We start from the raw sequence: 12,832 nt of genomic DNA, 5'->3' as shown, positions 1-12,832 counted from the left end.
CATGTCGGAGCAGCGACACAACGAATTGGGGATACATCCGCTGGAGCCCGGCGGTGCCGGCGCGGGCGACTTGCTCAAGCGCGACCAGATCGTGCGCCGCAGCCGCTGGCTGATGCTGATCGTGCTTGCCGTGCTGGCCCTGGGCGCGGCGCGCACGGTGGTCAGCCGCATCCAGAACGCGAATGAGCTGGAAAGCGGCACGCACCAGCGCGCGATGCAGTATGTACAGACGACCCTGCCCTCCACGCCGGAGAACGGCCAGTCGCTGGCGCTGCCCGGCACCCTGCAGGGCTACGTGCAGGCGCCGCTGTCGGCACGCGCCAGCGGCTACCTGAAGCGCTGGACCAAGGACATCGGCAGCCGCGTCGAGAAAGGCGAACTGCTGGCGGAAATCGAGACCCCGGAAATCGACCAGCAGCTTTCGCAGGCCATTGCCGCGCGCGAGCAGGCGAAAGCGGCGCTGAACCTGGCCAACAGCACGCTGGCGCGCTGGGAAGCGCTGCGCCGCAAGGACGTCGTTTCGCAGCAGGACCTGGAAGAGAAGCGCGGCAGCGCGGCCCAGGCGGCCGCCAACCTGGCCGCCGCCCAGGCCAACGAACAGCGCCTGCGCCAGCTGGAAGGCTTCAAGCGCATCGTGGCGCCGTTCTCGGGCATCATCACGCGCCGCAACGTCGACGTCGGCGACCTGATCGACGCGGGCAGCGGCCGCCCCCTGTTCCTGATGGCGCAGACCGATCCCCTGCGGGTCTATATCAACGTACCGCAGCGCTACGCGCAGCTGGTCAAGGTAGGCGAGCACGTCACGGTCACGCAGGCCGAACTGGGCGGCCAGAAATTCACCGGCACGATCGCGCGCACCGCCGCGTCCATCGATCTGGCGACCCGCACCATGCAGGTGGAGATCAGCCTGCGCAATCCCGACGGCGCGCTGCTGCCGGGCGCCTACGTATCGGTGGCCCTGAATCTGCCGGCGGGCGACACGCTGGCCGTGCCCACCAACACCCTGCTATTCCGCCGCGAAGGCACCATGGTGGCCGTCGTCGGGCCGGAAGGCCGCATCGACCTGCGCCGCGTCACGCTGGGCCGCAATTTCGGCCAGACCATCGAAGTGGCCGACGGCCTGCAAGGGACGGACCGCATCGTGCTGAATCCGGCCGACTCGCTGGCCGCGGGCGACGTGGTGCAGGTGGCCCAGGGCAAGACGCCCGCGCCCACGCCGGTGCCCGCCATCGGCGCCGCGGCGGCCGGCCATGCGTCGGGAACGGAACAATGACGAGTGGCCGTGGAGGACAGGCGCGGATGACCGGCGGCCATGGCGCCGGCACATCGTCGCGGCGCAAGGCCCACACCGGCCACCCGGGGACGCGCGCCGCGCTGCTGGGGCTGGCCCTGCTGCTGTCGGCCTGTGCCGTCGGCCCCGACTACCGCAAACCCCAGGTCGACCTGCCCGTCACATGGAAGCTGGAATCGCCCTGGCGCCAGGCATCGCCCGCCGACGCCCTGGACAAGGGCGAGTGGTGGCTGCGCTATAACGATCCGACGCTGAATCGCCTGCAGGCGCAGGCGCTGGCGGCCAACCCGACGCTGGCGATCGCCGCGGCGCGGCTGGCCCAGGCGCGCGCCAGCGCCGACGCCAGCCGCGCCGGCCTTTTCCCGCAGCTGAGCCTGGGCACGCGCGTGTCGCGCTTCAAGATTTCGGGCAACCGGCCGCTGACCAACTACGCGTCGCCGCAGTACTCGACGGTACAGAACGACTACAACTTTTCCTTCAACGCCAGCTACGAGGTCGACCTGTTCGGCCGGGTGTCGCGCGCCACCGAGGCCTCGGCGGCCACGGCACAGCAGGCCGAGGCCGACCTGGCCAATGCCCGCCTGGTGCTGAGCGCGGAACTGGCCGCCAACTACATCAACCTGCGCGCGCTGGACACGGAGATCGATGTGGTCAATCGCTCCGTGGCCTTGCAGCGCCGCGCGCTGGAGCTCATCACCGCCCGCTATGACGGCGGCGCGGCATCCGGCCTGGAAGTGGCGCAGCAGCAGGCGCTGCTGGACAACACGCTGACCCAGGTAGAGGTCCTGGCCCGGCAGCGCGCGCAGTTCGAGCACGCCATCGCCTCGCTGACCGGCACGCCCGCGCCCAACTTCGAGCTGCCGCCGCAACCCCTTACCGTGGCCATCATGCCGCCGCCCATCCCGCTGGGCCTGCCTTCGGACCTGCTGGAACGCCGGCCCGATATCGCGGCCGCCGAACGCGCCATGGCCGCCGCCAACGCGCAGATCGGCGTGGCGACGGCGGCTTTCTATCCCAGCGTCATCCTCAATCCCAGCATCGGCGCCGATAGCCGCGAGATCGGCGCCTTGCTCGACGCGCCCAGCCTGTTGTGGTCGGTCGGCGTATCGGCGGTGCAAACCCTGTTCGACGCCGGGCGCACGCGCGCCAACGTCGATTTCGCCCGGGCCGGCTACGACGCCACCGTGGCCAATTACCGCCGCATCGTGCTGGGCGCCATGCAGGAGGTGGAAGACGGCATCACCGGCCTGGCGGCCCTGGACCGGGCCACCACCCAATCGCAGAAGGCGGTCGCCGACGCGCGCAAGGTGCTGGACATGGCCGCCGACCGCTACAGCGGCGGCGCCACCACCTACCTTGACGTCATCACGGCCCAGCAGGCCGTCCTGAATACCGAGCGGCAGGCCGCCCAGCTGAAAGGCCAGCAACTGCTGGTCTCGGTGTTCCTGGTGAAGGCGCTGGGCGGGGACTGGAGCGGCCGTGCCGCGCCGGACGCCATGGGGCCGCGCGCCCAGGCGGACTAGCTTCGCGCCGGCGTCGGATTAACGCCGCGGCCGGCAAATCGCCGACGGCGCCGGCGGATCGATTACTGGCACAAGTAGGAACTTGCTATTTCGACTTCGCGGGGGCCGAGCGCCATTGTGCGGGCGCTTGCGTGCTCGGTAATCTTGTCTCCCCTTGTTGTTTTGAGAGATTCAAGATGTTGTTCCGCGTCGAAATTTCGCCGTTTTTCAAGAAGCTCGGCGAGTATCTGGATACCGCTGCCTCGCGGCGCCCGGCCTCACTGGCCGCGGCGGCAAAGCCCGGCGACGGCAAGGAGCCCGGCGCCACGCGTATCGGCTATTACCAGAATGACTACTACTCCAATGTGGACGCCCATCCCCACGCGGAGAAGAAAATCCGCAAGGCGATCGAGCGGGAATGGAAAGGCGAGATCGGGCGCTATGTGAAGATGGGCGGCGACAAAGCCCTGTTCATCGATTTCATCCGCGCCGCCAAGACCGGCTTTCCCGCCGAGCGCGACCGGAAGGCCAACGATATCGTCAAGGCGTTCCGGGATGACTTCATCGCGCGGGCCTCCGAGCAGGACGTCACGCGCATCATGAAATTCCATGAGGACATCCGCGCCAAGCTGCAGCACTTCCAGGATCACTCGTTCGTCGAGGGCAACGAACGGGCATACCAGGAGTTCTCGGGCCGCATCCACCGGCTCGACTGCGCCCGCCGCCAGCTTGAGACCATCCTGAGCCACAAATCGGCCGCCCTGGCCGCCGCCTGACGCCAGGCAGGAAGGCGGCGCGAACGGCGGCGGCGCCCGTCCCGGCGCGCCGCCGTTTCGATAGCCCGAAGACAGGCAAGCTCCACCAGACCGCGATACCGTTGCGATGCGTCGGTCGTGGAACCGTCTGGTGTTGCATCGACCGACATGCGCCCGGCCAATCGCTCGCAGGCGTACGCGGTTTTGAGCAGTCGCGGCCGCGACAGGCGCTTATTTGTCGGCGTACTTCTTTTCCAGCTCGTCGTACAGCGGCTTCTGCACCAGGCGCTGGCGCTCGAGGAAAGGCGCGACCAGGCCGGGATCTTCTTTCAGCAGGCCATCGCGCTTGAGCATGCCCAGCGCGCGCTGCATGCCGGCGACCGCGCTTTGCAGCGCCGCGTTGGCGTAAAGGATGATGCCGTAGCCCATCTGGCCGAGTTCCTCGGCGGTAAGCGCGGGCGTCTTGCCGCCGATCACGATATTGATCAGTTGGGGTTTATCCAGCAGCTTGGGCAGCGCGCGGACTTCCTCCAGGCTTTCCGTCGCCTCCACGAAAAGGATGTCGGCGCCCGCGTCGGCAAAGGCCTGGGCCCGCTCCACCGCGGCATCGAAGCCCAGCACGGCGCGGGAATCCGTGCGCGCGATGATCAGGAAGTCCTGGTCGCGGCGCGCGTCCGCGGCCGCACGGATCTTGGACAGCATCTCCGGCAGCGGCGCGACTTCCTTGCCGGAAAAATGGCCGCAGCGCTTGGGAAAGAGCTGGTCTTCCAGCTGGATCGCATCCGCGCCGGCGCGCTCCAGCGCGCGCACGGTATGCCAGACGTTGACCGCGTTGCCGAAACCGGTGTCGCCGTCGACGATGATGGGCAGGTCCACCGCCTCGCGCAGGCGCGACGTGGCGTCCGCGACATCGCGCAGGCCGATGATGCCCAGGTCGGGCACGCCGTAGTGCATATTGGTCAGCCCGGCGCCCGTCAGGTAAACCGCCTCGAAGCCCTGGTCGGCCACGACCCGGGCGCTCATGGCATTGAAGGCGCCAGGAACGAGCAGGCCGTTGCGCTGCTCCACCCGGCGGCGCAGGCGCTGTTTCGTCGTTTCGCTCATGATGATGTCTCGTATACGCGTTGATGGCCGGGCCCTGCGGCCCGCGACGCGGGTCCCGGCAGTGTCCCGCCGGGCCGCGGCCGTTGCAGTCTAGTCAGGTCGTCCCGCCGGGTCAATCCGGCCCAGGTCAGTTCATTAATGAAGTGTATTCATTAAAAACGAATCGCGTATCGCGTTGACATCGCAGCTGACATCGGGATTAAGCGGCCAGCCGCTTCACCCATGCCGCCCCGGCTTCACGCGTGCCCAGCGTGCCGCCGACATCCTTGGTGCATTCGCGTGCGGCGACGGCCTCTTCCAGGGCCTTGTCGATCGCGGCGGCGGCCTGCACGAAGGCCTGCTTGCCCTTGCGCTGGCCGTACCAGTTCAGCAGCATCGCGGCCGACAGCACCTGCGAGGCAGGGTTGGCGATGTTCTGGCCCGCGATATCGGGCGCGGAGCCGTGCGCCGCCTGGCCCATCGCATGATCGCGGCCGGCGTTCAACGAGCCGCCCAGGCCCAGGCTGCCCGACATTTCCGCCGTCAGGTCCGAGAGGATGTCGCCGAACATATTGGTGGTCACCACCACGTCGTAGCGGTCGGGCGCGCGCACCACGTGCGCCATCATGGCGTCCACGATGACGTCGTCGACCCGCACTTCCGGGAATTCCCTGGCGACCTTGTGGCATTCGCCGATGAACATGCCATCGCCGATTTTCAGCACATTCGCCTTGTGCACGATGGTGACGTGCTTCTTGCGCGTCATGGCCAGCTCGAAGGCCGAACGCGCGATGCGCTCGCAGCACAGCCGCGTAATACGGCGCAGCGACACCACCACGTCCGGCGTGATCAGCATTTCGCTGGCGCCCGACTCGATATTGCGGTCCGCGTAGAAGCCTTCGGTGTTTTCGCGCACCACCACCAGGTCGAACTCGCCCAGGCGGACGGGAATGCCCTTGTATGTGCGCGCGGGCCGGATATTGGCGTACAGGTCCAGCTTCTTGCGGAAGAACATCGAGGGGTTGATTTCGCCCTTCGCTTCGTCCTTGAAGTCGTACGTCGACATGGGACCCAGCATCAGGCCATCGGCGGCGCGCACTTTCTCCAGCAGCGCGGGCGTCACCGTGGCGCCATGGCGCTTCAGGCTTTCGTGGCCGGCGATGTCGTGCTCCAGTTGCAAGCCCAGGCCGAAGCGCCGGTCGACGGCCTGCAGCATGTCGACGGCCACGGCCATGGTTTCCGGACCGATCCCGTCACCGGGCAGCACTACGATTTTCATGTGATTTCCTCGATTACGAAGGGGCGGATGCGGCCGAGTCGAGCCCGATGCTCAATCCAGCTTCACGCCCGACTGCTTGACCACGCCTTTCCACAGCGCCAGTTCGCTGTGCAGCACGCCGGCAAAATCCGCGGGCGTTCCCTTGAACGATTGCGCGCCCTCGTCCGTCAGCCGCTGGCGTACCAGGTCCGCGGCGGCGGCGTCGTTGACCGCCGCGTTCAGCCGGGCGACCACTTCCGGCGGCGTGCCGGCCGGCGCCAGCACGCCCCACCAAGTGCTGACGTCGAAATCCGGGATACCGGCCTCGGCCATCGTGGGCGTGTCCGGGAACAGGGGCGACCGTGTCCTGCTCGTCACGGCAAGCAGTTTCACGCGCTGGTCCTTGACCTGCGGCAGGATGGTCGGCACCGTGGCGAAAAATACCTGCACGCGTCCGGCCAGCAGGTCCAGCGTCGCGGGACCGCTGCCCTTGTAGGGGATGTGGATCATCTGCACGCCGGCCCGCTGCTTGAAGAGCTCGCCGGACATGTGGTTGATGCTGCCGTTGCCCGCGGAGCAAAAGTTGATCTCATTGGGCTTTTTCAGCGCCAGTTCGCGCAACTGCGCGATATTGTCGGCCGGCACGTTTTTGTTGGCGACAACCAGCAGCGGCCCGCGGCCGATCAGCGCGATGGGCTGGAAGGACTTCTCCACGTCGTATAGCGTCGTGCCTTCCGCCGCGGCATTCGTCACGAAGGTCGACGTGGCGAACAATAGCGTGTAGCCGTCCGGCGCCGCATGTGCCACCAGATTCGCGCCTATGGAGCCGCCGCCGCCCCCGCGGTTCTCCACCACGATGGCCTGGCCGAGTTTTTCGCCCAGCGTGCGCGCCATGTCGCGCGCGATGCTGTCGGTGCCGCCGCCCGGCGCGAAAGGCACGATCAGGCGTATCGGCTTGTCCGGGTAGGTCTGGGCGCCGGCCAGGGCCGGCAGCAGCACGGTGGCGGCAAGCAGCCACCGGCGCAAGGGAAGAAAGCGCGATTTGGGCACGTCGGGTGTCTCCTGTGATGCGATCGGGCGGCCGCGCCGCCCGCGCAAGTTATGCATATCTTTGCATACAAAAAATCCCGATGCAAGATGAAACGGGGGCCGGATCGCATCCCGGCTTACCATAGGACGGATCCCCACGGCCTGCGCAAGACCGATCCGGCGGCGGCGCACCGCGCCCCGGCGCCGCCGCCCCTTCCCAGGAGCCAGCAGTGACCTCCCTGACCCAACGACTGCAACGTCCCGACCTGCTACGCGATGCCTGCTACATCGACGGCAAATGGCATGGCGCCGGCAAGGGCCCGGCCATCCCCGTGAACAATCCTTCCACCGGCGAGATCATTGTCTCCGTGCCCAAGCTGGGCCGCGCCGAGACGGAACACGCCATCGAACGCGCCGCGGCCGCCCAGCCGGCCTGGGCCGCGCGGCCCGCCAAGGAGCGCGCCCTGATCCTGCAGCGCTGGTCGCAACTGATGATGCAGCACCAGAAGGACCTGGCGGCCATCATGACGGCCGAACAGGGCAAACCGGTGACCGAGGCCGCCGGCGAAATCGGCTATGCCGCCTCCTTCCTGGAGTGGTTCGCCGAGGAAGCCAAGCGCATGGATGGCGAGGTCCTGCAAAGCCCCAAGGCCGGACAGCGCATGATGGTGCTGAAGCAGGCGGTGGGCGTCACCGCGGCCATCACCCCGTGGAATTTCCCGGCCGCCATGATCACCCGCAAATTGGGTCCGGCGCTGGCGGCGGGCTGCACCATGATCGTCAAGCCCGCGCAACAGACGCCGTTGACGGCCCTGGCCCTGGCCGTGCTTGCCGAGGAAGCCGGCGTGCCGGCCGGCGTCATGCACGTCATCACGGGCAGTTCCAGCGAAATCGGCGCCGCGCTATGCGAAAGCGAAACGGTGCGCAAACTGAGCTTTACCGGATCGACGGAAGTCGGCCGCAAACTCATGGCGCAGTGCGCGCCGACGATCAAGAAGCTCTCCCTGGAGCTGGGCGGCAATGCCCCCTTCATCGTGTTCGACGACGCCGACCTGGACAAGGCCGTCGACGGCATCATCGCTTCCAAGTTCCGCAATGCCGGACAGACTTGCGTCTGCGCCAATCGCATTTATGTGCAGTCGGGCGTCTACGACGAAGTCGCCCGGCGCCTGGCCGGGAAAGTCGGCGCCATGAAGGTCGGCGATGGCTTCGAACAAGGCGTGGTGCAGGGGCCGCTGATCGACGAGCACGCCGTGAAAAAGGTCCGCGAGCACATCGACGACGCGACCCGCTCGGGCGCCAGGGTGGTGACGGGCGGCAAGGCCCACGCGCTGGGCGGCACCTTCTTCGAGCCCACCGTCGTGCGCGATGTGACGCAGTCCATGCTGTTCGCGCGCGAGGAAACCTTCGGGCCGGTCGCGCCGCTGTTCCGCTTCGACACCGAGGAAGAAGCGCTGAAGCTGGCCAATGACACCATCTTCGGCCTGGCCGCCTATTTCTACACCCGCGACAACGCCCGCGTGTGGCGCGTATCGGAGGGCCTGGAGTACGGCATCGTGGGCATCAACACGGGCCTGATCTCCAATGAAGTCGGACCTTTCGGCGGCGTCAAGCAGTCCGGGCTGGGCCGCGAGGGATCCCGCCACGGCCTGGACGAGTACGTGGAGCTGAAGTATCTGTGCGTGGATATCGGCGGCTGAACATGGGCTCCGGCGCGCCGGGATCGGCGGCTGGAACGGCCACGGGAACCTGGCGGCAAGGGTCAAGTACATACCTGCGCCGCCAGGTGGGCGGCTCACTCCCAAGGAGCCCGAACCATGTCCACGAGTATCTCGCTGTTCTCTTCGAACCCCGCCATCCTGCTGTCTTCGCCGGTTCAGGCGCCGCGGGACGACGATGGATCGAACGGCATGAGCATCGCGTTCGCCACCCATTCCAAAAAACTGCACCAGGCCGTCGCGGACGAAGTACTCGAACGCGGCTGGAATGACGGTACGCCCGCCCAGGTCTGCGACAAACTGGCGCAGGCCAAGGACATCGTCTCCCGGCAATTGAAGCAGTCGGCCTGGGAGCAGGAATTCAGCAAACTGAAGCTGGACACCCAGACCGCGCTGGGCAGGAGCTACCTGTTCGGCCCGCGCGAGGAACAGCTGCGGCGCCACGCGGACCTGATGCACGAATTGAACCGGCTGGGCGAGCACATCAAGGCAGGCCCGGACAAGTACGTGGGCGACTTCGCCCCCTTCATGCCCGACAAGGAAACCTGCCTCGCCATGTACCCGCCCGCCCCGCCGGCGGACGCCACGACCGCATGACGCCACGGGTTTGCGCGGCGCATCCCAGGCGGCCGCCTCCGTCCGCGCGACGGGATGCGCCGGCTACCCGTCAGATGACGGGCGCCAGCCCGCCCGTCATCGGCACCACGGCGCCAACCACATAGCTTGCCCGGTCGCTGGCCAGGAACACGGCGACATCGGCCACTTCTTCGGGCTGGGCATAACGTCCCAGCGGGATGCGGCCTTCACCCTGGCGGCGCGCTTCCTCCACGCTGACTCCCATGGTCCTGGCCTCTACCGCCAGGCCTTCCTGCACGCGCTCCGTCACGGTGGCGCCGGGGTTGATGGCATTGATGCGTATGCCGTACTGCGCGTAATGGTGGGCGGCCCCCACCGTCGCCAGCATCAGCGCGGCATTGGCAGAGCCGCCGGCCAGGTGCGTGGTCGTGGGCGTCTTGCCGCCCGAACCGATGATGTTGACGATGGCACCCCGGGCGCCGCGGGCGCGCAACCGCCGTAACACTTCGTCCTGCGTATGCACATAGGTGAAAAATTTGGCGTCCATGGCGGCACGCCATTTCCCGGCATCCAGGGTTTCCGGATCGTGGCGCTTGGCCGCCCCGGCGCTATTGACCAGGATATCGATGGGGCCCAGCTCGGCCTCGATCTGCGCCACGGCGCGCGCGGCCTGCGCCGGGTCGATCAGATCGGCCGCCACCGCGCACACCTTGCCGCCCTGCCTGGTCAGTTGCGTACGCGCCGCGTCCAGTGCTTCCTGGCTGCGCGCCACGATGCCCACGCGCGCGCCTTCCTTCACCAGCGCGCGCGCCACCGCCAGGCCTATGCCTTTGCTGCCGCCGGTCACGACGGCCGTCTTTCCCTGAAGTCCCAATTCCATGCGCTTGCTCCAATTCGAACGGCCGCCCGGCCGGGGGTCGTGTCGGCATGGTACTCCCGCCGCGCGCCGGCACGGCATGCGGCGCAGAACTCGAACGGCGGTCTTGCTACTCAACGCCCGCCGTCGCCCGGGCGCCGTGGCCGACGGGTGCCACGGGAAGGCCGGCTTGGCCGCGCCGCGGGCCATCGTCCCGAACCCGCACGCGGTCGCAGGATGAAGCCCGCGCGATTCTGTTTCCACACGGAGCCAGCCATGCATCTACCTCACAGCCCCATCGCCAGCCCCTTGGCCTCCACACCCTCGCTCGCGTCCCCTTGCCCGCCGCCGCCCGCGCCCCCCGCGCATCGCGAGCCCAGCGTCGTGAACCTTGCCGAACTTCTGCATGCCGTCGTGACGGGCAATCCCGACGAAACGCGGCTGCGGCTCGCCGAGGCCCATTTCCGCGAACTGCATGGCACCGACCACGGCGCCGCCGCGCTCCACCGCTTGCGGATGGTGACCCAGCAATACCAGTGCCATCCGGTGCTGCAATTCAATTCCGATGCGCTGGAGCTGCCCGTGCTGCTGGCCGCGCCGGATGACCGCCCGCCCGCCACGCCCGCGCAGGATGCCCTGCGGGCCGCCGTGGCCGAGGTCGCCCGTTCGCAAGTGCGCTTGTTGTCGCTGCAGTATTTCTCCGTGGTCACGCACACGGCCATGGACGGGGGCACGCATGCGCGGGCACAGGACCCGGGTGTGCCGGGGATCGCGGATGCCGGTGGCCCCCTGCGGACCCGCCGGTGGCTGGAAAGGCCGGACACCGTCGCCGCGCTGCACCCGCGCATCGCGCCGTATATCCGCGGCCAGCAATCCAGCACGCTCCCGCTGGGCACCATCGTCGAACGCTGGCTCGACCGCGAAGACCCCATGCTGGCAGGACGCTGGAACGACATCGCGCGCGACCAGCCGGCGGTCAGCAGCGGCCCATCGACGACGCGGGCCTTCAAGATCTGGCTGATCCAGCTGATGGAGTCGCACATCCACCGCAACGCCGCCACACGCGATGAGGTCGTGCTATGGCTGCGCAACGCCGCACAGCCCGGCCGCCAGGCGCTGGTCGCCGAGGCTCTCGATATCTGCGCGGAAGGGACGACGATGTGCAGGGACAATGCGCTCCTTACCTGGAACCGGCTGAAAATGCTCCTGCACAAGCACGATGCGATCGATGGCCGCTACGCCGGCAGGCTGAACGAACTCTGCCAGCTGGCGCTGGCGACCTTGCGCACGGAGCTGCTCACGGCGATCGGCCAGGACAAGATCATCGCCCTGCACAAGGAAAACCAGCGGCGCCAGCAGAGCAACGAAACGCCGATCAACATCGACCCGGCCGAGATCATGCTCGACTATCAGGTCAGCCTGCGGCCGGCGCTATCCCTGCCCTTCAGCGTCGAAAGCATGCACTACCCGACGCTCAGCGCCTTGACGCCGGAAGACATACATTTCGCCCGCAACCTGATCGCTCGCGCGGAGGCGGAGTCCTTCCACGCTTACCTGATGCTGGACTTCTCCCCTTTCCTGGCGGAGGTCCAGCGGCTGGCCGGCCCGCGGGCGCATCGCCAGGTCACCGACGCGCTCCACCTTGCGGCCGCCGATCTCCCGTCGCGTGTCCACGAACGCTTGCGCGCCCTGGATCTTCCGGCGGACGACGACACCTTCAATACTTTGGCCGTCCAGATGGACCGCGAGCTGCGCTACAACGCATGGCTGCCGCATGCCAATCGCGCCTTGGCGAGCGTGGGGCTGATGCCCTTGCCGCCGTTCGGCACGGCGAGCGCCCCGCCGCGATCCCCCGCCTAGCCGGGGCTCTTGTCCTGCCCGTTCGCGCGCGGGGGCGAACGCCGCCGCCCGGCCGGGACACCGCGCGCGGCCGGACGCTCCGCGCCCCTGGCGTCCTTCAGGGTGGCTTCGATCAGGGCGCCCACCATCCAGAAGACGATGCTTTCCACCTCTTTGTTCTTGGCTCCCCAGATATCCTTCAGGATGATGTGCGGCTCAATGCCATAGATAATGGACAGCGCCTTCTGCAGGCGGTCGATCGCCTTGGCCGGCACCTGCGCGCCGAAGGGCTCGACGGCGTGCGCCAGGATGCGGATGCGATGTCCGCGGCGATACGGTTCTTCTTCCAGGATGCCCGCACGCTCCAGGGCCTGGTGCTCCAGCGCCAGCTGGGCGGCCGCCCGCATGTGCGGCTCGAATTCCTTGAAACGGATGAAGGTGGATTCGAAGAGCTCCGTGATGCGGGCTCGTCCATCGCTCTGCGACGACGACCACGAGCGCACCGGCCCCAGCGCCGTATCGACCATGGCCGTGATCAGGCGGCTGCGCGTGGGAAAGTACCGATAGGCGGTCGCGCGCGAAACCTGCGCCCGCTTGGCGACTTCCGCGACGGTCGGCGTGTGGCCTTCCTCGATGAGGCTGCTGGCCGCTTCCATCAGCAGCTTCCATGTGCGCGCGCGCGGGCCCCGGGTAGGCGCCTGCGGCACGGCGGTGATTGCGTTAGGGGAATATCCCATGCTCGTGTGCCCAGATTTTTATTGACAGCCCCAAAACCGTCTTCTAGCATGATTCTCAAAACGAGACACGTATCTTAAATCGGGGCGCGTGTCTCAACCAGCTGCACCGCTGCATATTCCTATAAAAATCCTCATCGAGGAGACAACCGTGACGATGGTCATCGCGCGGACAGCCGGCATGCGCCTGG

The 12,832-nt window shown here is 67.6% G+C and carries 11 protein-coding genes; 6 read left to right on the top strand and 5 right to left on the bottom strand.

Annotation, left to right across the window (positions count from 1 at the left end):
• Position 1 precedes the first annotated feature (1 nt).
• From BAU06_RS12050 to BAU06_RS12040, 3 genes are all read left to right on the top strand, one after another.
• The gene (locus tag BAU06_RS12050; protein ID WP_066349319.1) at positions 2-1,273 is read left to right on the top strand and encodes an efflux RND transporter periplasmic adaptor subunit; all 1,272 of its coding nucleotides are present in this window, start codon (positions 2-4) and stop codon (positions 1,271-1,273) included.
• 26 nt (positions 1,274-1,299) lie between these two features.
• Entirely contained in the window at positions 1,300-2,814 is a 1,515-nt protein-coding gene (locus tag BAU06_RS12045; RefSeq protein WP_082993648.1) for an efflux transporter outer membrane subunit, read from the top strand.
• 176 nt (positions 2,815-2,990) lie between these two features.
• Entirely contained in the window at positions 2,991-3,569 is a 579-nt protein-coding gene (locus BAU06_RS12040) for a hypothetical protein (RefSeq protein WP_066349316.1), read from the top strand.
• A 210-nt stretch (positions 3,570-3,779) separates the two neighbouring features.
• On the opposite strand, the gene BAU06_RS12035 is transcribed toward BAU06_RS12040, so the two are convergent.
• From BAU06_RS12035 to BAU06_RS12025, 3 genes are all read right to left on the bottom strand, one after another.
• On the bottom strand, positions 3,780-4,652 hold the full coding sequence (locus BAU06_RS12035; protein WP_066349310.1) for an isocitrate lyase/PEP mutase family protein: 873 nt from the start codon (positions 4,650-4,652) through the stop codon (positions 3,780-3,782).
• Between the two features lie 199 nt (positions 4,653-4,851).
• Complete coding sequence (locus BAU06_RS12030) at positions 4,852-5,910, bottom strand: isocitrate/isopropylmalate dehydrogenase family protein (RefSeq protein WP_066349305.1); 1,059 nt, start codon at positions 5,908-5,910, stop codon at positions 4,852-4,854.
• 51 nt (positions 5,911-5,961) lie between these two features.
• The gene (locus BAU06_RS12025) at positions 5,962-6,939 is read right to left on the bottom strand and encodes a tripartite tricarboxylate transporter substrate binding protein (RefSeq protein WP_415834898.1); all 978 of its coding nucleotides are present in this window, start codon (positions 6,937-6,939) and stop codon (positions 5,962-5,964) included.
• Positions 6,940-7,148: 209 nt separating this feature from the next.
• Here BAU06_RS12025 and BAU06_RS12020 point away from each other — a divergent pair, with 209 nt between their 5' ends.
• Both BAU06_RS12020 and BAU06_RS12015 read left to right on the top strand, forming a co-directional pair.
• A complete protein-coding gene (locus BAU06_RS12020) occupies positions 7,149-8,618 on the top strand; it encodes an NAD-dependent succinate-semialdehyde dehydrogenase (protein WP_066349304.1) in 1,470 nt (489 codons plus the stop codon).
• 117 nt (positions 8,619-8,735) lie between these two features.
• The gene (locus BAU06_RS12015; RefSeq protein ID WP_066349303.1) at positions 8,736-9,233 is read left to right on the top strand and encodes a hypothetical protein; all 498 of its coding nucleotides are present in this window, start codon (positions 8,736-8,738) and stop codon (positions 9,231-9,233) included.
• A 70-nt stretch (positions 9,234-9,303) separates the two neighbouring features.
• Here the strand turns inward: BAU06_RS12015 and BAU06_RS12010 are convergent, their stop codons facing one another.
• On the bottom strand, positions 9,304-10,092 hold the full coding sequence (locus BAU06_RS12010; RefSeq protein WP_066349302.1) for an SDR family NAD(P)-dependent oxidoreductase: 789 nt from the start codon (positions 10,090-10,092) through the stop codon (positions 9,304-9,306).
• A gap of 252 nt (positions 10,093-10,344) precedes the next feature.
• On the opposite strand from BAU06_RS12010, the gene BAU06_RS12005 reads away from it, so the two are divergent.
• On the top strand, positions 10,345-11,928 hold the full coding sequence (locus tag BAU06_RS12005) for an NEL-type E3 ubiquitin ligase domain-containing protein (RefSeq protein WP_197509496.1): 1,584 nt from the start codon (positions 10,345-10,347) through the stop codon (positions 11,926-11,928).
• Here BAU06_RS12005 and BAU06_RS12000 read toward each other — a convergent pair.
• Positions 11,925-12,644: a TetR/AcrR family transcriptional regulator gene (locus BAU06_RS12000; protein ID WP_066349292.1), complete on the bottom strand. Its 720-nt coding sequence runs from the start codon at positions 12,642-12,644 to the stop codon at positions 11,925-11,927. The two genes, BAU06_RS12005 and BAU06_RS12000, sit on opposite strands and share 4 nt — an antisense overlap.
• Positions 12,645-12,832 lie beyond the last annotated feature (188 nt).

This window comes from Bordetella bronchialis, from assembly GCF_001676705.1.
Classification (GTDB): Bacteria; Pseudomonadota; Gammaproteobacteria; order Burkholderiales; family Burkholderiaceae_B; genus Bordetella_C; species Bordetella_C bronchialis.
Note: the sequence above shows the minus strand (reverse complement) of the source record. Positions and strands in the feature narration are given on the sequence as shown.